This window comes from Vibrio alfacsensis, assembly GCF_019670485.1.
Classification (GTDB): domain Bacteria; phylum Pseudomonadota; class Gammaproteobacteria; order Enterobacterales; family Vibrionaceae; genus Vibrio; species Vibrio alfacsensis.
The window spans coordinates 2,016,755-2,037,627 of the sequence record NZ_AP024165.1; the positions used below are offsets into that span (position 1 = coordinate 2,016,755).

The 20,873-nt window shown below is 42.3% G+C and carries 19 protein-coding genes and 1 tRNA gene; 5 read left to right on the forward strand and 15 right to left on the reverse strand.

Going from position 1 to position 20,873, the window contains the following annotated elements; genetic code table 11:
• Positions 1–538: 538 nt before the first annotated feature.
• Together VA249_RS09280 and VA249_RS09285 are read right to left on the reverse strand one after the other, a co-directional pair.
• Complete coding sequence (locus VA249_RS09280; protein ID WP_221067793.1) at positions 539–2,032, reverse strand: hypothetical protein; 1,494 nt, start codon at positions 2,030–2,032, stop codon at positions 539–541.
• Positions 2,033–2,281: 249 nt separating this feature from the next.
• Positions 2,282–2,425: a hypothetical protein gene (locus tag VA249_RS09285; RefSeq protein WP_155485321.1), complete on the reverse strand. Its 144-nt coding sequence runs from the start codon at positions 2,423–2,425 to the stop codon at positions 2,282–2,284.
• 680 nt (positions 2,426–3,105) lie between these two features.
• Between VA249_RS09285 and VA249_RS09290 the strand changes: the two genes are divergently transcribed.
• Together VA249_RS09290 and VA249_RS09295 are read left to right on the forward strand one after the other, a co-directional pair.
• A complete protein-coding gene (locus VA249_RS09290; protein WP_221067794.1) occupies positions 3,106–4,125 on the forward strand; it encodes an integrase domain-containing protein in 1,020 nt (339 codons plus the stop codon).
• A 15-nt stretch (positions 4,126–4,140) separates the two neighbouring features.
• A complete protein-coding gene (locus tag VA249_RS09295; protein ID WP_110416385.1) occupies positions 4,141–4,437 on the forward strand; it encodes a hypothetical protein in 297 nt (98 codons plus the stop codon).
• Between the two features lie 11 nt (positions 4,438–4,448).
• Here VA249_RS09295 and VA249_RS09300 read toward each other — a convergent pair whose 3' ends face one another.
• Positions 4,449–4,868, reverse strand: coding sequence for a DUF6088 family protein (locus tag VA249_RS09300; protein WP_221067795.1), 420 nt, complete (start codon positions 4,866–4,868; stop codon positions 4,449–4,451).
• A 504-nt stretch (positions 4,869–5,372) separates the two neighbouring features.
• On the opposite strand from VA249_RS09300, the gene VA249_RS09305 reads away from it, so the two are divergent.
• Complete coding sequence (locus VA249_RS09305) at positions 5,373–6,047, forward strand: hypothetical protein (RefSeq protein WP_221067796.1); 675 nt, start codon at positions 5,373–5,375, stop codon at positions 6,045–6,047.
• Between the two features lie 12 nt (positions 6,048–6,059).
• Entirely contained in the window at positions 6,060–7,169 is a 1,110-nt protein-coding gene (locus VA249_RS09310; protein ID WP_221067797.1) for a helix-turn-helix domain-containing protein, read from the forward strand.
• Positions 7,170–7,424: 255 nt separating this feature from the next.
• Here VA249_RS09310 and VA249_RS09315 read toward each other — a convergent pair whose 3' ends face one another.
• The 7 genes from VA249_RS09315 to VA249_RS09345 form a co-directional block, all read right to left on the reverse strand.
• A complete protein-coding gene (locus VA249_RS09315; protein ID WP_221067798.1) occupies positions 7,425–7,928 on the reverse strand; it encodes a hypothetical protein in 504 nt (167 codons plus the stop codon).
• Positions 7,925–8,704, reverse strand: coding sequence for a hypothetical protein (locus tag VA249_RS09320; protein ID WP_221067799.1), 780 nt, complete (start codon positions 8,702–8,704; stop codon positions 7,925–7,927). Before VA249_RS09320 ends, VA249_RS09315 begins: the two co-directional genes overlap by 4 nt.
• A gap of 570 nt (positions 8,705–9,274) precedes the next feature.
• On the reverse strand, positions 9,275–9,466 hold the full coding sequence (locus VA249_RS09325) for a helix-turn-helix transcriptional regulator (protein WP_221067800.1): 192 nt from the start codon (positions 9,464–9,466) through the stop codon (positions 9,275–9,277).
• 93 nt (positions 9,467–9,559) lie between these two features.
• Positions 9,560–10,825: a tyrosine-type recombinase/integrase gene (locus VA249_RS09330; RefSeq protein WP_420864267.1), complete on the reverse strand. Its 1,266-nt coding sequence runs from the start codon at positions 10,823–10,825 to the stop codon at positions 9,560–9,562.
• 339 nt (positions 10,826–11,164) lie between these two features.
• Positions 11,165–11,252 (reverse strand) — tRNA-Ser (locus tag VA249_RS09335).
• 144 nt (positions 11,253–11,396) lie between these two features.
• Positions 11,397–11,846: an L-alanine exporter AlaE gene (locus VA249_RS09340; protein WP_221067801.1), complete on the reverse strand. Its 450-nt coding sequence runs from the start codon at positions 11,844–11,846 to the stop codon at positions 11,397–11,399.
• A gap of 471 nt (positions 11,847–12,317) precedes the next feature.
• Positions 12,318–14,738 (reverse strand): hybrid sensor histidine kinase/response regulator, encoded by a 2,421-nt coding sequence (locus tag VA249_RS09345; protein WP_221067802.1) that lies wholly within the window; start codon positions 14,736–14,738, stop codon positions 12,318–12,320.
• Positions 14,739–14,791: 53 nt separating this feature from the next.
• Between VA249_RS09345 and VA249_RS09350 the strand changes: the two genes are divergently transcribed.
• A complete protein-coding gene (locus tag VA249_RS09350; RefSeq protein ID WP_221069915.1) occupies positions 14,792–15,403 on the forward strand; it encodes a YecA/YgfB family protein in 612 nt (203 codons plus the stop codon).
• A gap of 212 nt (positions 15,404–15,615) precedes the next feature.
• Here VA249_RS09350 and VA249_RS09355 read toward each other — a convergent pair whose 3' ends face one another.
• The 5 genes from VA249_RS09355 to tolB form a co-directional block, all read right to left on the reverse strand.
• On the reverse strand, positions 15,616–16,659 hold the full coding sequence (locus VA249_RS09355; RefSeq protein WP_221067803.1) for a potassium channel family protein: 1,044 nt from the start codon (positions 16,657–16,659) through the stop codon (positions 15,616–15,618).
• Between the two features lie 212 nt (positions 16,660–16,871).
• Entirely contained in the window at positions 16,872–17,933 is a 1,062-nt protein-coding gene (nadA, locus tag VA249_RS09360) for a quinolinate synthase NadA (protein ID WP_221067804.1), read from the reverse strand.
• Positions 17,934–18,181: 248 nt separating this feature from the next.
• Positions 18,182–18,937 (reverse strand): tol-pal system protein YbgF, encoded by a 756-nt coding sequence (ybgF, locus tag VA249_RS09365; RefSeq protein WP_221067805.1) that lies wholly within the window; start codon positions 18,935–18,937, stop codon positions 18,182–18,184.
• Positions 18,938–18,952: 15 nt separating this feature from the next.
• The gene (gene pal / locus VA249_RS09370) at positions 18,953–19,477 is read right to left on the reverse strand and encodes a peptidoglycan-associated lipoprotein Pal (RefSeq protein ID WP_211916317.1); all 525 of its coding nucleotides are present in this window, start codon (positions 19,475–19,477) and stop codon (positions 18,953–18,955) included.
• A 30-nt stretch (positions 19,478–19,507) separates the two neighbouring features.
• The gene (tolB, locus tag VA249_RS09375; protein ID WP_128810585.1) at positions 19,508–20,860 is read right to left on the reverse strand and encodes a Tol-Pal system beta propeller repeat protein TolB; all 1,353 of its coding nucleotides are present in this window, start codon (positions 20,858–20,860) and stop codon (positions 19,508–19,510) included.
• Positions 20,861–20,873: the final 13 nt, after the last annotated feature.

The following is a 20,873-nucleotide window of genomic DNA, read 5'->3' on the forward strand; positions in this document are numbered from 1 at the left end:
TAACATTTTCTGTCGACGTTATTTGTAATGCTAGCGTTGAAGCTAAATGGATTGCCTTAAGATAGATACGGATTATTAGGCTGAGTTTGGTCTGTCGATATGTTCCGTTATCAGAAACATTCCAACGAAAAGAATAGGTCCCTGTCCTACCATGTACTAAATACGTACATTCCCGACAAGATAAATATTGTGAAGATTGATGTGCCATTGTGCGCTCCATTGTGCCCTCTGGCAGCTCACTAGGCTCTAGAAATGAAAAAAGGCCTGATAAATCAGACCTTTTAGAATGTGGCGAGTGAGACCTAACACCTAGAAATATAACTCTTTGAATTTATGCTCAACTTACAAGTTGGGTAGAAAAAAGCATTTCATTACGCATACACCCTAGCTAATTTTACCTTGTCCCGTTTTAACTCACTAGGGTAAGTATAGTAGAAAAGACTCCTATCTCTGATCTGAGTAGGAGCAGAACTAATCAATATTTCTATTCTGCTCGAATGCTGGTAACAGTCATAGACTCCGAAGCACATACCGCTAGTTACAACGGCTCGTATTCTATTGAGTTTTGCATCTCTAAGATCATTCGATGAGTTTTTATTTTCTTTTGAATACGTTCCGGCAAAAGAGAGGCATACTCCGCAGTATCTAGTTGTTTAAAGTCTATGGCAATATCATTAATGATCTTGACATACTTATCACCAACTTCTTTAAGCTCATTCAAACGGTTTGTCTCCTTGCCAATCACACCTAGCAAGTGTTGCTGCTTACTCCAAAGTTCATCTAAATTCACCCCACTCTCTAGCTCAGCTTTCTTTTCCTCTAGACTCTCCGTTTCTTGCCTTAACCATTTGACACGGTTTTCTAACTCGGTCAACGCTTCACTTGATACACCTTTTCTATCTAGTGCAGCCTCAAGCTCACTCGTGACTTTGTAATGCGCTCCATCCAATATTTGTTGCGCTGTTCTTTGAGCGCTTTCAACCACTGATAGCTCTTGCTTTAGAGCATTCTCGGTAATCATTTGAGCATTCTTTCTAGCATCTTCTATTTCCGACGCTAACTCAGCTAGAACATCATCTCTAACTTCTACTCTGACCTTTTCACGTTGTTGTTCTGCTTCAACTCTCGCATTGTTAATGATTCTTCCCGCTTCTAACTTGTTAAGATAAATGGTTTGCTTGAGTTGTTCTAATTCTTGATTTAAAGATGACTTCTCTTCTTCAAGCCGCAATACCGCTACTTGAAGGTCGTTCGCGAGGGACTTTATCTGCGTATAGAGCTCTTTTTGCTCCCGCTCTTTTTCTTGCCACTTTTCAACTCTTTGTTTGATTCGGGCTACCCTTTCCTCAGCCTGTTCCTCACGATCAGAAATGTTATCAGTGATTCTTTGAACTTGTTTGCGATGCCTTGCTATCTTTCTCAACAACATACTTCTTTCTTTGCTGATACTCATCGCAGCTTGCTGCTCAATAAAATCCCAGAATGGATTTAGCGGATTTAATGCTGTTATCTGAACTTTTACATTTTCATAGCTGTTCAGCAGCGAATCTGAGTCCAACCCAACAAGAAATAACTCAAGGGCACTCCTACCCTGCTTTCGAAAGTCCACTATTTTATCTGGTGGGGTTTCATGAGTATTAGTAACTTCCACATAATACTCTTCCCTACCGATCTGGCAGACGATATCTGGAATCCTACCGTCTCGATAGACCTCTAGACGGACATTTTTCACACCTACCATTTCACAATCACTAGAATCAAAAATGCCACTGGAATATGGATGAGGAATGAGCTTCTCCCGTTCAATGAACTCCTTTGCACTCAAATGCAACTGGGTTTCATACGAATAGCGACATTCTGCGTTACTTTGATGGCGTAAGTAGCTAGCTATGCCTTTATCACTATGTGCGGCAACCATGAAGTCTCCGCAGCAAGGGCAGACAACGTCATCCTGAGTGCCACTTTCTAGCTCAACAACAGAAACAACTCTACTCTCGCTTAGCTTCCACCCAAAAATAGAACGATTTCTCATGCACACCTCAACATTGGAAAAATAGTGATGGTTAAAAACACAAAATATGGAATCAATCTCATATTAATTACCATACTAAAATCAAGTCAAAGACAATGTGCTTACTTAGTGTGATCATCCGTCGCATATAAGATCGAAAGACGAACTTATAACTGCTCTATAACCTTTCGAGTCTGCCTCATTTTGAATTTATTCGTTTAAACACCCCAAAACTGCCTGACTAATTCTAAATGCAGCAGTTTAGCTAAGTTAAGCTAAGAGAGAACCTATGATATGTTCTTTCCAAATGATATGGATTGACGTATCGACACTGCCGTTGTCCAGATCTGACAGCCAGCTAAATGCTGCGCGAGCCTGACCTCTCATATCTAGGTCAATAACTACTTTCGACATAGTTCGAAGCATTATTCAGAAATGAGTAATTAACCTCTGCAACCGTTGCTGACATTTTCGAGTTGCACAAACGCAAGCCACAGGAGCCTGCGTCTTGAACTCAAGTAGTGCTTAAATTCACTACAACCCTCCTGCTTATCATCAATGATAAGAACCAATGACAACGCCAAGCGTTGCAATACTGAAACGTCGTTTAAACATCGCTACTTTCTGTGTGAAATGCGCTGTGCATTGACTGACTCTTGGATACAGCATTTCACGATAGTCGCTAGCTATGGTCCGTCTATGTCGACATAGACGGACACTACGACCACCTCTAAGCCATTGATTAAATGGACTTCCCATGCCTTTTCGAAAAACGAAAATGCACGAAATATGAGCATAGACTCATTTTTGGCTGCGTTTGCGAAGCAAACGCCCAACAACATACGGGCAAACAATAGGGTTGGAGCTTTTGAAAGCATGCGATGTGGCCGCCAGACAAATTGATTGCAAACCACCGTAAAGCAATACCAATGAATAACGCAGAGGATCGGACATCCTCACACAAAAGAGCAATACACGCGCAAGTATGAAATGCGCAATAACACTTAACATCCAAGGCTTGATGCTTCATCAAAGTATGAATACTCAGCCTAAGCCACCGCTCTTAACAATCTTGTTTTAATTAGGAAAGCAGCATGTTCACCAGAGGCAATACCGGAGCTAGAAACCACGGATTGCGCAGCCGTGATATGGCTCGTGCAGGAAGAAATGCAATGACTGAAGCTTGTGAATCAAAGACAACGTCTTATTCCACGGCACAACAAAATGCAGATCGGTTCGAGAAGTTTGCAAGATACTGCGTCGATAACTTTTCAATCAATGATTCTCGGAAAATTGAAAACTCCCACATTCTCCTATATGCCGAAGAGTTAGCAGAGCGAGTTGAAGATGGTTCTCTCAGCGTATCATCTGCCCACGACTACTTAAGTTCAGTCAACGCAGTGATCGCTCAAATGAGGCAAGATAATCTCGTCAGAGTGACTGCTGCACAAACAAATATCCCCAACCGGAGTCACATAGCAGAGCAATCAAAAGCCTGTAGCAAGGATTTACATCAACATGCCAAGTCTCTCTTAGATGAACGTCTCTCTATTCTCTCTGAAATACAAAGAGAGCTCGGTTTGCGGTTTGAAGAGTCTGTAAAATGCAATCCAGCGGACCTACTTACCCAAGTGGATCGAAACTTCAATCCTGTGACGCGTACTTCTCATGTCAATATCATCGATGGAACAAAAGGAGGCAGGTCAAGGATCGTAGATATAACATCAAAAGCTCAGATTGAAGCACTCAAAAAAGCGGCACAGATTCAGGGAAGCCATCGTTCAATGATCCCAAAGAACCTGTCCTATAAAGAATTCCGAAGTCATTGCTATTCAGCATACTCAAAAATCAAAGGTTATAGCCCACACAAGGAGAGGCATCACTACGCACAACATAAATACACGCAAGTAATGAGAGCGTTATCTGGTCAAAACAATATCTTGGCTCCAGTGCTGTGCAAGCATTCACGAGGTCGAGAGCATATCAAACACATTGCTTCAGCAATCGGCTCAACCTACCAACGAGCAAAAGAGCTCGATTATCGAGCACGCTATGCCGTTGCAACGTCACTAGGGCATGCGAGAGTAGACATCACTAACGCTTACTTAGGTTGATTGGAGGAACTGCTTATGTACAACATCCTGAAAGATCTCCATAAACCACTAGGGGACTTAAAAAGAAAAGGAGGAAAGAAATCAAGAAAGCAGCAAGCGAAAAGGGTTGAGTTGTTAGTCTTAAACATTGCCGAGCACGAGCATGCAGTGAAAAGAATCAATCAAATTGGTCGCAACCACGTTACTGGTTTTATCAAACGAAACAGTAATTATGCTCTCAGCACAAAGCGAGATTATAACTATGCGATAAGGTACTTCTGGAATACTGTCTTAAATCGGAACAGTGCTCCTCCAGTGTTTGAGTTACATTGATTATCTTTGGATCAATCATCGGAGCGCTTTCGAGTACTACATAGAACTCGGTTACCTACCTTGACCTCACGACTAAATGCTTTGTGATCCCAAGAATACTGAACCGAAGCGGGGATCTGATTGGAGTGACCATTGATACTTTTCAATGACATTTGGTCTATCTCAAAAGGAACACCAAGTTTCTTCAAGATTTCTAACATCACCCCATCCGTACCACCAGGGTGGGTCGGCATTGGATTGTTCGTTAAGCTGTTTATTGTGGCTTTGGTGTATAAGCCATACCCTACTCTCATCAATATACCTTTTTTAATCAGCTGTTTAAGGCTGCGGCTAATTTGAGAGTAGCTGGCAAAGTGAGCAAAGTCTTTCCGCTCGAAGACATAGCGACGAGAGGCTTTAATGTGCATCTCAATACGATTAAGCGTTGTCACAATGATCTCCTTAAATCTCTGATCTATATTTCAATTCGGCTCTAGTTTTCTTGAAAAAAGTACGGCAAAGACTGCTTGTTATTGAACTTTCCCAATAAAGTGAGTAGTAGCTCTCCCCTCTTCAGTAGTATTTTGGGTCGCGATAGGAACTAAGCTGTTAGTTTCAAGTTACGCATATTGGACTATTTGACATTTTGCTCTGATCCTAATTTAGGGCATCTGCACATAGTTATTAAACATTTCTGCTAAACCTCTCATACCGTCCAAAGATGCTAAAAAAGCGAGCTCTATCTATAAATTTTTAGATACATGTAGTTCAGTTTACTAAGGATTCAACATTGGATTGAAAGGTTACTCAAGTAGTCACAGTTTGCAGAAATAACTTTGATAACAGCTCATCAAACGGGAGTTCATTTCTTGTTTTAACCTACAAAGGTAGGTTAAAATAGGAAATGAGCGTTGCAACTCGAATTAAGTTCAAATTTTAATAGATAAGGTTTTCTCATGAACTTCAGTTTAGTAAAAGTTTGGGAGCAAGAAAATGGCTCCATACAAGAAGAATCTGTTCTTGGTATCAAAACACAAGTGTTTACAGATGCAATATTAAGTGGGATTGCTCAATACACAAGTGTCAACAAGTTCCATCCTATCACGGCAGGAGGTTCAAGAGCTTGGGAAGAGATCGTTGCATCTTTCCGCCAAATGGTTGTAGATCAGGGCATGGGTTGGAAGTCTATCCATCGTGATGGCATGGCTCAACTAGTTAATGCTGACCAACAATTAACAATTGTTGTCACAAGTGGCGATTCCAATACTGGTTTTGATAATGACGTTCAACCCAGAACTCGTAATCAAAAAGGTCAAGCTACAAAAAATATCGTCGAGGCTAACTATCCCCTGTTTGAAGATACTACAACTATTGACAAAATACAGAGTAACGTAGACAGTCATCAAACTTGGGTGTTTTTATACACGATTGATAAAAAGAAATCGGAAGTAAGGTTTGAGTTGTCATTACCGACAGAAACACAACTATCAGGTGCAAAGGGTAAACTAAAGATATCACAGTGGTCCCAAAGATTTCTTTTTGAACCTGTACCATTTGAAGGCCAAATGTCTAAACCAACTCCACCAACATTTACTGAAGATTCCGATTTTTTCGCCCCCATTAAGAAGTAAGTAGAAGAAAAAATGTCAGTAAAATTTAATCCATCTAGGTTAAAGTTGGCTAGAACGCGTAGGCAACTAACTTTCAAATCTCTAGCACAAGAAGTTGGCCTTACTCCTAGGATGGTATCAGAGTATGAAAAAGACTATTGCAGCAGTGAACCACCTGAAGCGACAGTGGAGGCGTTCTCTCGCGCCTTAAATTACCCTGCCGAGTTTTTACTTGATGACGATGCTATCGAAGAAGTAGCAAGAGAAACGGTGTCTTTCAGATCTCTCAAGAGTATGAAAGCGGCTCAAGAACATGCAGCCATTGGTGCCGGTCAAATAGGAGTATTGATTAGCGAGTTTTTTGAACGTAGTTTCAATATGCTCGATGTTAATGTCCCTGACTATCGTGGCATAGAACCAGAAGTTGCAGCTCAGATGTTACGAGCGGATTGGAACCTTGGCACCGCAAGTATTAGTAATATGGTTCATTTGTTGGAAAAGAATGGTGTGAGAGTATTTTCATTAGCGGAGAATACGCAAAATGTCGATGCTTTCTCCTTTTGGAAAGGGACAACCCCTTATGTGTTTTTAAACACTCAGAAATCAGGGGAACGGAGTCGATTTGATGCAGCTCATGAATTAGGTCACCTAATCCTTCATCAACATAATTCTCCGCAAGGAAAAGACTTAGAGTCTGAAGCAGATAGGTTTGCTGCTGAACTGCTAATGCCAAGAGCAACTGTGTTACCTTACAAAGGTTCAACGATCACTATTCAATCGATTTTGAAGCTCAAACATAATTGGAAGGTATCGGCATTTGCACTTATTGTACAAATGAAACACGTAGGTGTACTTTCCGAATGGCAATACAAAAATCTAGTAATTCAGGCGAGTAAAATGGGACTAAGAACCCAAGAAATTGATGGAATTAAACGTGAAACTTCCCATGTTATAAAAAAAATCTTGGAAGTTCTTAGTGAAGATGGCTGCTCCATAGTGGATCTAGCAAAAAGAATATGCTTACCTGCTGATGAAGTTAGTGGGCTTTTGTTCAAGTGCGCTCTTATTTCTAATACTGGTTCACAAGCGTCTAATGTTACACATAACCCAAAAGGACGAGCAAATTTACGCCTAGTTAAATGACATAAAAAGGCTTCATTATGAAGCCTTTTTTATGCGTAACATGATCCTCTGACTAGTCGAACTCACAGCCCCATTATTTATGTCAGTATTAGCAGATTTAGTTGGTGTAAATGCGCTTCGCTCGTTTCAGTAATGCCTGTACGTGAACCGCCAGGCTCCTAAACTGCTAATCGTTGGAACTTATAGGGTCACCTTTAGCGCTTGATGATATCCACTTAAAACTCAACTGAAGCTTATTAGTTATAGTCACAAGGCTCAGATTGCGTTTCCACCATGTGCATTCCACAGTTTTGTGAAGCCTTGAGAGCTCACCTCAGTTGTTCGTTGCTGTGTCTTAATCTTCACTGACTTAGTCGCAGCTTTGAACAGTTTTACAACATGTGCTTTCCCAGTATTAGTTTCTGCTGTGTAATAAGCAGTGTTGTCTCTAGCGTCACATAGCGAAAGCATTTTCACGTTAGTTCCGTTAAAGTTCCAAACTTCGTTGTCTAAGTCGTCATTTTCTTCACAAACCTTTAGCGTTTCTCCATTATTAATTCTGTACTCATAGAAATATAGGTTTTGGTTATCAGACTTAGAGATGCCAATCTCTGCTATCAGGACGTAAACGTAAAGGTCAATACCAGTTTCAGATACGGCATGCCGAGTGATAGCAGCGTCGCGACTGCCATCCCATCTATTTACTTCCAAATTGTCATAAACGTTAGCATTTGTGACACCAGACAGTAAAGCAGTAGCTATTAGGATTTTCTTAATCACTTGCAAGTCTCCAGGTCAACGTAGTTAGATAGAATTACGCGATGGTGTTTGTTTAAAACTTCACTACCGTAACGAGTTATACCAACGTTTTTCATTTGCTCGACTGCACCCCACTCTTTCATTTTCAGGCAGTTACCCGACACTGTTTCGTTTTCCAGAAGTAATAACGTTGCTCTTTTCTGCAAGAACTCGTTTGAGTCAATATCATTGACTTTCGGATGATCTATTACAAATTGAGTAGCTGCTGTCTTGTTACTACAGTTCACTTCAAGCATACGTTTATAACCATATGCGAGATCTGTTGGCTTAGCGTCGCGCATTGCCTTCGCAAACAACTCGCATTGTTTGTATTGCTCTTCTTTTACCGCTTCGTTAATCAGGCGATCAAACTCATTCTCATAGAATTTTGGCTCATTACAGTAATTTGGGAAGTGGTAATAACTAGCTAACACATCGCCACTTTCATCTACTGCTTCAAAACGCACATTTACAGGATCATCGCCGCAATAGTCTTTGTAACTTGCCTGCGCAACAATAAAAGCTTTTAGATTGTTTGGTAGCTCAATCTTTCCTTCTCCCTCATTTACTTGAAACTCGGAATGTGTCACGTATTTGGTCTGGCAGTCATATGTTGAATGAGTAAAACTCGTTCCGTCTTTCCAGATATAAGAATCGGTATATAAGGTAGTTCGATTTTGGCACTGTACTTCTTCAGGACTTGCTGCACAGCCCGAAAGCGTAGCCGTAACCACTAGAGCTAAGGTCGTTTTTTTCATAGTGAGTTTTAATTGTAATGCTTATTTTTCAAGCACTTGGTTCTTAGTTTAGGAAGATAAATGGGAACTAATAAGTAACCAAACAAAAAGTAAATCTAACGCTTAGTAACACAAAGTCTAAATATCACTGTGTCAAATCTAGATAAAATTCAAGATTGTACTTACAGTTGAATATATGATTGCTTGGTCGCTGTCTGAGACTACAGTTTGAAAGGTTTATTTCGCTATATAAAAGTAGGTTGTAATTTCTATATCAATAGAATCACAATTTAACTGTTCTATATGTGTTCATACTTATTTTTTCGGGAGTATATTGACCAGAAACGTTAAATCAATTTAAAAAATTTATTAACACGATTAATTTTATTTATACACTCTCTGCGTTTTTTGCTAATCTTTCTCTAATCAACGACAATAAACGAGTTACGCGCTATCCAGTTCAGGAATTAAGATGTGTATATAGAGAGGCTACAATGGAAGCCTCTCCCTCTTAGTTTAATAAAGGATAGCTAAAATAAGTTTCATTAAACATTTCATAAACACGTTGCTTACAAGCTAACGCAAAACACCTCATTCAGCCCTGCGTTCATCGATACGCCCTTGCATCCATTGATTGATTTCTTCCTCAATCCATCCAACGCTTCGTGCACCTAATTGAACGGATTGAGGAAATGCTTTCCCGTCTGCATATCGATAAATCGAACTTTTTGATAAGCCTGTCAAGGCAATAACCTCTTTAAGGCGAATGATGCGTATAGACATAGCGACACTCCCGTATTTAATTACATATCACTATGAATATGGTTAAGAAAACGGAAGCCCTCGAAATTAGTGACGCATTTTTCTTACGTTAAATTATATTTTTCTCACTTTCTCCCCAAACTCTAAATGCGGCACCACGTTTAAAGTGCGATAGCCTGTAACAGAGACACTGCCGTAACTCGCTTCTTCAATTCTTTGACTCCACCATTCCATTAAGGGGCGACGACGTTCTAGATACGTCGTCCGATTGTACGCCTTCCGGATCGCATTTTTATCTGAGTGAGACAGAGCAGCCTCAATAACATCACTATCAAACCCTTGCTCATTAAGCGTTGTTGATGCCAATGAGCGTAATCCGTGAGCTGTCGTTCTACCTTGGAACCCAATACGTCCTAGCGCCTTATTGATAGATTCAGAATCCGTGTGCTTTTTAGGGTCTCGAATCGAGGGAAAAATAAATTCTCTGTGTCCACTCACTGGTCGGATCGTTTCCAATATAGCTATACATTGCGCTGTTAATGGGATTATGTGTTCGCGCCTTGCTTTCATTCTTTCGGCGGGAAGAATCCATAACCGTTGTTCAATATCGATTTCACACCACCGTGCAGCCGCCGCTTCGATTGGGCGTGTCATCGTGTGCAGTTGCCACTCAATAAGACATTTTGTTGTAATTGCCATGTTTCCTCTCGCTATTGCCTGCACTAACTCGGGCAACTCATCTGGACTTAAGGCTTTCATATGAGTGACTTTCGCTTTTCTAAAAACTTCTCTAATACCACTGAGCGGGTTTGAATGTATAAGTCCAGCATTGACAGCGTACGTCATCACTTCGTTGATTAACTGTGCGGTGCGCTTTACGGTCTCTAAATAACCAGCCTCCTCGACAGGTTTAAGCGCCGCGATTGCCATTGGGGCTGATAACTTAGTAATAGGGATCGAGCCAAGCATTGGGAAAGCGTAGAGTTCCAACTTTCGCCAGTTACCCTCGATGGTTTTAGGTGAGATACGGTTTTGTTTCGTGTCCATCCACAAGTAGGCAACTGCTTTGAAGGTATTAGACTGTTCAGTGGCTAACCTCGCCTTTTGCTCAATTTTGAGCAGTTGCGGATCAACCCCCTCAGCAATGTTTTTTCTAAACTCTGTGGCTTTTGATCTAGCTTCAGCTAATGAGACATCTGGATAAGAACCGATGCCTGCAAATGTTGGTTTGCCTGTTGAGGGTTTGGTGTATCTAAACTCCCAAGATTTCGCCCCACTTTTTCTTATATGAAGATAGAGGTTTCCGCCATCCCCCAGTCGATAAGCTTTATCGCGAGGTTTTGCATTCGATACTTCTTTTGCCGTTAGTTTTGCCATCATCCCCTCCTTAGAATTGAAATTTAGCCAAACTGTATGCAGTTTTTCGACCTGTCCTGCTCCCTAAAATTTTCGGTATGCAAAATAGGTGAATGATGATTTTTCAATGAGATAAAAGGTGGGATAAGAAACTTGGCAATCCTGCTCCCCACAAACCTGTATGCTGAATTTTCGACACAAATGTATGCCGATTTTTCTCACAGCTTAGAAGCATACACTTTGGCATACAATAAAGTTTGGGATAGTAAAAGACGGGTGATACGTAGTGAAACTGTTGATTCGTGCAAAAACAGAGAGTTATAAAACGAGAAAAGCCCCTAGAAACTTCTAGGGGCTCGAATGTGGCGGTGAGTGAGAGATTCGAACTCTCGATACGTTGCCGTATACACACTTTCCAGGCGTGCTCCTTCAGCCACTCGGACAACTCACCGAATCAAATTGTGGTTAGCATCATTGGCTAACGAGGCGCTAATTTAATGATTATGTGCCTGATGGTCAAGGCTAAACATAAAAAAAAGCGCCCTTTTGTGTTCGTTTGCTCACTATCTAGCTAAATTGAACAAAACTGGGGCAATTATGCGCCTTGGTAGTAGCCCGGCACACGGAACCAACGACGACATTGATCGAGAAAATAACCATAAAGAACACCCATACCGCAAGACACCACCGCATTACTTGCTACTGCAGTAATGATTTGATCGCTAGATGCACCGACAGCTAACAAAATGCCCGCATAAACCGGAGACTGAAATAGTACATACGCAGTTAAGTCAGACACATTTTTCATAAATGATGAAGAAGAGACTTTGTTACCTTGGCGTAACACCCAATCGCGGAACATACCATATGGCCAAGCAATGGCGATATTTACTGGTATCGATAAGGTACGAGAGGCTAGAGATTGCTCAAACGTCATACCAGAAACCAATATTTCAATAATCATCCCAGTAATGAAACAAAAAACCACCATAGCAAAAGTATCCGCTGCTGCATTACGAATACAAAATGGCCCGCGAGACTTCATTTTCAACCTCTAACATCAAAAACTTTAAAAATACAAATGTATAAAATCATTAGCTACAAAAGAAAAACCAATGCAGCATATCCAGCAATTAAACCACAATATTTTTAGTTTATGATCTCGTATTAATATAGAGAATGTAAATTTACAACTAAACTTTAAATTAATAGCAGTACTTTTCACCTAAAACAGCCAAATCGACCTAAAACTCAGCCAATACGTAGCTTAATTACGTAAAATCATTACCTTAAGGTCAGATAAATATCGAATGACAGAGAAATCTTAGGTGAATATGTGGCAATATAAGGTGAAAAAGATCGCGTTATTCTGAAGTTGAAGCCCAATACCACATAAACATAAGAATGTGTGTAGCTATAGAGAGTTAGGGCTCTCTGCGACGTAAGCGAACTGAGATCACGGCATGAAAAAGAGGCAGCACAATAGGTTTATGCTGCCTCTAGAAATGATTGGTTTTTACTGCTCCGCAAGCAATGTAGTGAGTTTATCTACATCATCTTGCTGTGGAAACGTCGCTTCACTTAAGTAAGACTCTATCCTGGCGATCACTAACATCAGATCTTCTTGCGAGCTCTTTTTTACATATGCAGGCATTTGATTTAATGTTTCTCGTGCGCTGTCTAGATTTCTGTCATCCAGCGCAACATAAAAATCAAGCAATAGTGATTCCGGTGTATGAGTCGCGATTAAAAGCTCATTGGTATGCGTTTGATATTGGAACAACTTCGGCGCATGATGATACAACGCATCGTCAAGTTCTGACTCTACAATAGGCTTCGCAATGATGTGGTCTGCGCCAACATCTAGCAATCGTTCTTGTGTCTCTTTAAATACATCTGCAGTACAACCAAATATCAAAACAGCACGCTCAGGTCCTGCCATTGCTCGAATGGCTAAAATCGCCCCGACCCCGTCCAATACAGGCATATGGTTATCCATTAGTACAAGATCAAACACTTGTTCTGAAACGGCATCGACCGCTTGCTGACCATTTTCAACGCTAAAACAATGAAAGCCTTTTGAGCGCAAGAAATGCTCCATGATAATGGTGTTCGTTCGATTATCTTCAACAATGAGTGCTCTTAAACCTTGGCAATTGAGCTTATGGGTACGAGCGGATGGATGCACATCTGCCTCACATGGTGATAATGCCAACCTAACCATGAACGTAGTGCCAACATCCTGCTGGCTTTCTACCTGCACCTGCCCCCCCATGTGTTCTGCGATTTGCTTAACAATAGCAAGCCCAAGGCCAGTGCCACCAAACCGTCTCGTGGTCGTTGATTCTGCCTGTTCAAATGGCAGGAATATGCGTTTTTGAGCATCACGGCTAATACCAATCCCAGAGTCTTTAACCAAAATGATCAACGTGGTTATTCCATTGTCATTTTCCTCATTGAGTACCACCTCAACACCACCACGTTCGGTAAACTTAACGGCATTGTTTAGCAAGTTAAACAGCACTTGGCGTAAACGTGCCTTATCGCTGTTGTACCACCGCTTTTTAGGCACATGAGAAGTGACTGTAAAGGTTAAGCCTTTCTCTGCACACAACGTGTGATACACGCTATCGATACTGCCTAGGATGGCTTCCATTGGGAATGGCGAATTATCAAGTTCAATATGCCCCTGTTCAATCTTAGAATAATCAAGGATCTCATTAAGCAAGGTCATCATATGATCACCAGAATCGTACAGAGTGTTGAGGTGCTTTCGCTGATCAGCACTTAACGATGTTTTGAGCAGTATTTGCGCCGCCCCCAACACTCCATTCATCGGTGTACGGATTTCGTGAGAGAGCGTGGCTAGAAAAGCAGTTTTAGCATTCGTTGATGCCTGAGCTTTTACTCGTTCTTGCTCTAGGTAAAGGGTTTTTTCATTGAATTTATTGATCAAATGGCCAATCTCATCATCACTATCATAAGTGATGTCGATAATGCCACCGGTCTTAGAGTCATCCACTTTCTGAGCAATACGCACAATCGGCTCAACGATATAGCGATTCAAAAGGTAATAGCCGACTAGCACACAAAGCAACAAGAATGGGATGATCCCGCGCTCGACATTCATTACTTGATCAAAAACTTGTTCGGCAACTTGTACTTTGGCATTGACCACATCCATATGCCAATGAAACTCACCAAAATCTAGGGTGCTAATATAGATGCTTTCTGTAAGGTTAAAGTTATGCTCAACCACAACTTGCGCCTCAGCATCACGAATTACGACGCCGAGTGAATATTGGTTTGCGTGTTCACGAATAAACTGGAACAACGCTTCTAACGATAGATCTACCGTGGCAACCCCTGCGAACTGGCCATCAAGATAATAAGGTGCTGACGCGGTGATCATTTGAACTTGCGTAAAGGTATCAATGTAGACGCCGGACCAACTCACCGTCCCCGATGATGCATTAGCCACCGACTGATACCAAGGTTCATTGTCATAACCACCTGACTCGGGATTGTTGTAGGCGTGGATCTGATCTAAACCACCTATGTCGTTTTTATTAAAAAACAAGCTGCCATATCGCCAACTGCCATCGATAAGCACAGGTTTGGGCCACAATCCACCACTGACGATGATGTCATCACTCACACTAAGTAGCTGGGGAATCACTGCTTTTAATGAAACGTCGTTTGCCGGGGTTTGACCTAACCCAACCAAGCTGTTCACCAATCCGACGGAACTGGTCAAAGGTGCTTCGATTTGAGAAGCAAGCAACTGCGTTCGCAAATCGAGGTTTCGTTCCAGGTTATTTCGCACTGGTGGCTCCAAAACAAGGTGCACCACCGACCCGATAGTCGCGATGAAGAAACACAAATACAGTGTTAGGGCGAATATGCTTTTTTTTCTGAGTGATGAACGAATTTGCATAGATTTAGATGAATCAATCCCTAATATCGATTTATCGCTGATTGATTGGTAAGATATCCTCAATCAACCAGCCCATTAACAAATGGTATTCTATTTTGAAACTACAAGACATCCTTTCTCTTCCAGAACTTGATGGAAAATTGCTTAACCTTGCAAAAACCCAAGGCTTTGTAACCGCAATGGCATCTGCGCCAAATGTATTGATGCCTCAAGAGTGGCTACCATTCTTGTGGGGAGGAGAAGAGACCGCACCATTTTCGGATGGTGAGCAACTTGAGCTGTATATTGATGAAATTGTCCAACTATGGAATCAAACTCGCCCTGCGCTTCTAGAAGGTAGCTGGTTGTGGCCTGAAGGCTGTGCATTGGATGATCACGACATCGTTTCTGCAAACACTCGTGACTTCTGTGAAGGGGTACTTCAAGGTTGGCAACTTGCTCGTGATGATTGGGAAACCCTAATGCCAGAAGACAGCGAAGATAGTGCTTTACTTGGTGGCGTACTTCTTTCTTTAACCATGCTTTACGATCCAGAAACGACGATTGCCACTCTGGCGGAGCAAGGCATGGAAGGCTTAGAGCAATTCGAAGAAATCTTTAATGCGATGCCAATGATGCTTTGCGGCCTGACTCAGCGCGGCGTGATGCTTGCTGAAGATCAATAAGAAAAGCAATAAGAAAAGCAATAAAAAGCACGACAAGAAACACAATCAACGTGCAGTAATATGCTCATACGACAGCAAGTCGTAATCGCAAAACGTAAAAAGCTCTCGCGGTCATCAATTCCGGAGAGCTTTTTTGATCATGTCAAAATTACATGCGAATAATCACATAATCTTTCAAACGCTTCGCCCTAGGATCATTAGCCAAATATGCATCATTTATCCTTGTTCATTTCTGTCCAAGCGAAGTCTTCAATACGCTCGTCGGCAATATAAAACAATTTGGTGTTTGGGGAAACTTGCGCATTTAAATCTGGGTTTAGTTCAATCCCCTCCCCCCGGTCAAATGCGATCAATGTTGCCTGATGATACTTTTTAATAAAGCTAAAGATTGTTTCGACATTGGTTGTCGTTTGATTTTCTGGGTAAGTCACAGAGTATTGCGTCATGCCTCGTGTCGACGCCAATAGCTCTTGGTGAAGGGCACTTGATCCCGGGTCAACCGCAGCTTTCGCGAGCATCTCAGCACCAACCGCAGGAATACACTCCGCTTTAGGGCAATGTTGACTGAGTAAACGCCCTAACGCTTCATCTTTAAAGTAGGCCAACAAATGAGCCGATGGGTTGACTGATGCACAATACAAGGCTGCCGATAGCGTTATATCATCACTCAAATTATCAACAATAATACAGTCAGCAGTGGTGATATTCGCATTCTTCATTTCTTGTGCGTCTGTGTAACTGTTCACCTTGATAAAACCGATTTCACCCGGCAAGGGGTTTTCGATGTCTGAGCGACTGCACAACACAATCGGTCGCTTTCCGTCTTCTTCATGTTGCAGCATACGAATCAGGTGCATGGTCCGAGCGCCATTCCACCCTAACAATACAATGTGATTTTCCACTCTCACTCTCCGTTTCCCTAGAATACCTGCTCGCCAATACTCAATTGCACCTCCCGCGACTCGCCCTAAAATAGCCGCGAAAAGGCTCAAACCACCTGGAATGACAAACAACACCACTACCCACTTGCCTAAGTCGGTGGTGGGCGAATGATCACCGTAACCAACCGTTGAAGCTGTGACCATCAGGTAATAAACAAAATTGGAAAAATTATCGGTCAATGCACGCTCACCTGCGAGTGACAGCAGTAACCATGAAATGCCGATGTAGCTTGCGCTTATGACGAGAAGATTTCGGTTGCTCAATTTAAAAAGGTGCGAACTTAGCCACCTTTTCAACACTAGCCATACAGCCATAAGTTTCCAATCCCTTTCTTGTGCTCAATAGCTAAATACTAACCCATTGATTGTAAGAAATAAAAAAACCAGCCATATTCGGCTGGTTTTTGAGATTTGTATTGGCAAACTCTTGCATTAACAAAGCTGTCTATTATCAAAGCAATCTCTTAATGAACTGGGCTAGTAATAGACAACCGATATACAACTCGAGCAACTTAGAAAGGAAACCATTAAGCGTTACCTTTCACCTGCACATTGAGCTGCTCAGCAAAATCGAGCATACGGTTCAATGGAATAAGAGATTTAACACGTAGCGCTTCATCAACGAAGATTTCATGCTCCTGTCCACCTTCACTGAGCGCTTTTTCAATCGCTTTTAGACCATTCATCGCCATCCAAGGGCAATGTGCACAGCTACGACAAGTGGCACCCGCGCCTGCGGTTGGTGCTTCAATCAACTCTTTTTCTGGCACTAACTGCTGCATCTTAAAAAAGATGCCTTTGTCAGTCGCAACGATCATCTTTTGATGAGGGAGTTCTTTCGCAGCTTTGATTAATTGGCTCGTAGAACCGACCGCATCAGCCAACTCAACCACACTTGCAGGCGATTCTGGGTGCACAAGGATCGCAGCGTCTGGATACACGCTCTTCATCTTGCGCAAGGCATCTGCTGAAAACTCATCATGAACCACACACTCGCCTTGCCATAGCAGCATGTCAGCGCCGGTTTTGTTCGCGATGTATGAACCTAAATGACGATCTGGCCCCCAGATAATTGGCTTATCTTCCGAGTCTAAATGCTCAACAATCTCTAGAGCGATACTTGATGTCACCACCCAATCCGCACGCGCTTTTACCGCTGCAGATGTGTTTGCGTACACAACAACGGTATGGTCTGGGTGAGCGTCACAGAATTCGCTAAACTTGTCGGCAGGACACCCAAGATCCAATGAACATTCTGCTTCCAGCGTAGGCATCAGGATACGTTTTTCAGGTGTTAGAATCTTTGCAGATTCACCCATAAAGCGTACGCCACCAATGATAAGTGTACTTGCAGGGTGACGGTTACCAAACTTTGCCATTTCTAGCGAGTCACCAACAAAACCACCCGTCTCTTCAGCCAAAGCTTGAATTTCAGGATCGGTGTAATAATGCGCGATGAGTACCGCATCTTTTTCTTTAAGCAACGTTTTGATTCGCTCGATGTAATCGGCTTTTTCTTCTTGGCTTAAAGGGATCGGTTTTGGTGGGAATGGGTAAACAGTATCAATTTTATCTAGTATGTGGCTCATTGCTCTTGCTCTACGCAACTTCCTTAATTGCAGATATTGTAACCTCGTTAATTTTTAAAAACCAACCCGCAACGTCAAATTCTCGCGCTGCGCCCTAAGTCAACTTGAACGATATACGAAAATATTCGTTCACTATGAAAAAGCAATGGGGGTAAGATTTGCGCTATCCAATAAGGTACTTCATATAAAGCACGCCTAATAAAAAAGGGAACTGACGTTCCCTTTTTGACATAGATTATTGATAAAGATTACTTCAGCTTGGAACTAGCCACTTTCGCAGACGCGCTGTCTGGGTACTCGCTCACCACTTGCTGATAGTACTTTTTAGCTTGCTCTGCATTATTGTTGCGTGAAGCAATGTCGCCCAACTTAACTAACGCATCGGCTCGCTTGTTGGAATCTTTATAGGCAACAACAGCAGCAAAGCTCTTCACCGCCTCTTTATCCTGCTTCTTAGCAAAATACAGTTGGCCTAACCAATAGTGAGAATTTGCTGAATAAGTAGAGTCCGGATAATCCTTTTGAAACTGCTCAAACGCGGCAATGGCGCCTGCGTAATCACGCTTTTTAAGGATCAAATCTACCGCATTTTGATAAGCCGTTTGCTCATCCGTATTGGAGGTGTATTTGCCAACTTTTTCTGCAGGTTTCACATCGGCAACAGGAGCCGCTTTCATTTCACCACGTACACGGTCAAGTTCAACAAATAGCTCGCGTTGGCGTTGTAGCATTTGCTGCATTTCGTAACTGTTGCGTTCTAATTGACCACGTAAATCACTGATCTCTTGTGACATTTGGTCAATCTGCTCCTGCATTTGGAGCTGAACACGATTTCGATTTTGCAGTAAACGTTCTAGACGCTCGATATCTGTCTCTGAAGAAGATCGAGTTGAAACTGATGATGTGCTGTTGAGATCTGATACTGGAGCTGGTGCAGCGAACGCTAAATTCGCCACACCTGCCAGCAACGTAAGCGTAACAGCGCGCTTAGTGTTACTGAACATGAGGAATACCTCGAATTAGTATACTAGGACCGCACGGCGGTTCTTCGCGTAAACATCTTCCGATTGACCAAGAAGAAGTGGCTTCTCTTCACCATAGCTTACGATTGAAATTTGATCCGCTTGTACACCTAGTGCTTGTAGGTAATTAGAAACGGCTTCTGCACGACGCTCACCAAGAGCAATGTTGTACTCAGGCGTACCGCGCTCATCAGCGTGGCCTTCAATCGTGACATTTAGTGCTGGATTCTTGCTTAGGTAAGCAGCATGAGCCGCTAGCATTTCTTCGTAATCACCAGCAATAGTAGAATTATCGAATGCAAAGTAGATGGTTTGAGTTTCGCGCAGTGCTTGCTCTTTTAGCTCTTGTTCCGTTAGTTGACCGCTTGGATCAATCGGAGTGACTACTGTTGTCTCTGCTGATGTATTTGTCTCAGCACCTGTACTTGTGCTTGAAGCCGCATCATCACTAGAGCTACATGCCGTCATCGCCATTACTGGAATCGCGATAAGTAGTCCCTTTAGAACCTTATTAAGTTGCATCTTATTTTCCTTTATTTATAAAACTTATAACTACAAAAATGGTGACCACGCTGGCGCTCTAACACGTCCATTCGTTGCCGGTAATCTAGCTTTAAATCGACCATCAATAGAGACCATTGATAGGACGTTTTTCTGGTTGTAAATCGAACTGTAGATAACCATGCCACCATTTGGAGCGATACTTGGAGACTCATCGAGCAAGGTTTTCGTTAACACTTGTAGAGCACCTGTTTCCAAATCTTGCTTCGCTAGGTTGAAGCCTGCATCACTACGATTCACCATTACAAGGAATCGACCATCTGGTGTAATTTGACCACCCAAGTTTTGGCTACCTTGCCAAGTCAAACGTTTAGTCGCTCCGCCGGCCAAATCTACTTGATAAATCTGAGGTTTACCACCCCTGTCTGATGTGAAAATCAACGATTTACCATCTGGATGCCAGAACGGTTCTGTATTATTTGATCTACCGCTCGTAATTTGCGTTAGCTTACGAGTTTTCAGATCCAGCGTATAAACCTGAAGTGATCCCGTTTTAGACAGCACTAACGCAAGTTGGCTACCATCGGGAGAGAATCTTGGGGCACCGTTATGGCGAGGGTATGACGTTACTTTCTCACGTTCACCGGTATAGATGTTCATGATAAAGATTTCTGCCTGACCATTCTGGAAGCTTACGTAAGCCAGCTTCTGACCATCCGGAGACCACGCTGGTGACATAAGCGGTTGTTTTGAACGTAATACTAAACGTTCATTGTAACCATCATAATCCGCAACGCGCAGTTGGTATGGGAAGCGGTCCTTATCGTTTACCACCACGTAAGCGATACGAGTCATAAATGCGCCACGTTCACCAGTTAACTGCTCATAAACTAAGTCAGAAATACGGTGCGCATACTCACGCATACGAGGCCCGTTGACTGTAGCAACTTTATTGAACAACACATGATCTTTTGAAAGAACAAGTTCACCATCTCCGCCTAACGCTTTGCTCTGACCGCCAGTCAGTTGACCGCGAATGATGTCAATTAGCTGGTAGTTCACCACATAATTGCCCTGTGCATTCTTCTCGATAGAGCCAGTTAGCAGTGCATCGACACCCAAATTTGTCCACGCATCAAAATTGACTTCCGATTCGTTGAACGGCGTTTGAGGCATATTGTTAGTAGGTACGGGGCTGAATTTTCCGCTGCGTTGTAAATCAGAGGCGATCACAGCAGAAATATCCGTAGGCAGCGGCTCGCTGCCTTCCCATTTAAATGGCACGACAGCAATAGGTCTCGCAGAATCGATACCATCAGTGATGACCAGTTCTAATGCAGCATGCGCTACGCTCGTTAGACTGCTAAGCAGTACAAACATTCCTAGTAAAAGGCGTTTAATCACGTCTCAGTTCCTT

Excerpts from the sequence above, each read along its gene's own strand:
- VA249_RS09290 (WP_221067794.1), top strand. The coding sequence starts at position 3,106 with ATGTTCACCAGAGGCAATACCGGAGCTAGAAACCACGGATTGCGCAGC.
- VA249_RS09310 (WP_221067797.1), top strand. The coding sequence starts at position 6,060 with ATGTCAGTAAAATTTAATCCATCTAGGTTAAAGTTGGCTAGAACGCGT.
- VA249_RS09340 (WP_221067801.1), bottom strand. The coding sequence starts at position 11,846 with ATGAAGTCTCGCGGGCCATTTTGTATTCGTAATGCAGCAGCGGATACT.
- VA249_RS09355 (WP_221067803.1), bottom strand. The coding sequence starts at position 16,659 with ATGGCTGTATGGCTAGTGTTGAAAAGGTGGCTAAGTTCGCACCTTTTT.
- VA249_RS09345 (WP_221067802.1), bottom strand. The coding sequence starts at position 14,738 with ATGCAAATTCGTTCATCACTCAGAAAAAAAAGCATATTCGCCCTAACA.
- VA249_RS09330 (WP_420864267.1), bottom strand. The coding sequence starts at position 10,825 with ATGATGGCAAAACTAACGGCAAAAGAAGTATCGAATGCAAAACCTCGC.
- ybgF (WP_221067805.1), bottom strand. The coding sequence starts at position 18,937 with ATGTTCAGTAACACTAAGCGCGCTGTTACGCTTACGTTGCTGGCAGGT.
- nadA (WP_221067804.1), bottom strand. The coding sequence starts at position 17,933 with ATGAGCCACATACTAGATAAAATTGATACTGTTTACCCATTCCCACCA.
- VA249_RS09285 (WP_155485321.1), bottom strand. The coding sequence starts at position 2,425 with ATGTCGAAAGTAGTTATTGACCTAGATATGAGAGGTCAGGCTCGCGCA.
- VA249_RS09320 (WP_221067799.1), bottom strand. The coding sequence starts at position 8,704 with ATGAAAAAAACGACCTTAGCTCTAGTGGTTACGGCTACGCTTTCGGGC.
- VA249_RS09325 (WP_221067800.1), bottom strand. The coding sequence starts at position 9,466 with ATGTCTATACGCATCATTCGCCTTAAAGAGGTTATTGCCTTGACAGGC.
- VA249_RS09280 (WP_221067793.1), bottom strand. The coding sequence starts at position 2,032 with ATGAGAAATCGTTCTATTTTTGGGTGGAAGCTAAGCGAGAGTAGAGTT.
- pal (WP_211916317.1), bottom strand. The coding sequence starts at position 19,477 with ATGCAACTTAATAAGGTTCTAAAGGGACTACTTATCGCGATTCCAGTA.
- VA249_RS09305 (WP_221067796.1), top strand. The coding sequence starts at position 5,373 with ATGAACTTCAGTTTAGTAAAAGTTTGGGAGCAAGAAAATGGCTCCATA.
- VA249_RS09295 (WP_110416385.1), top strand. The coding sequence starts at position 4,141 with ATGTACAACATCCTGAAAGATCTCCATAAACCACTAGGGGACTTAAAA.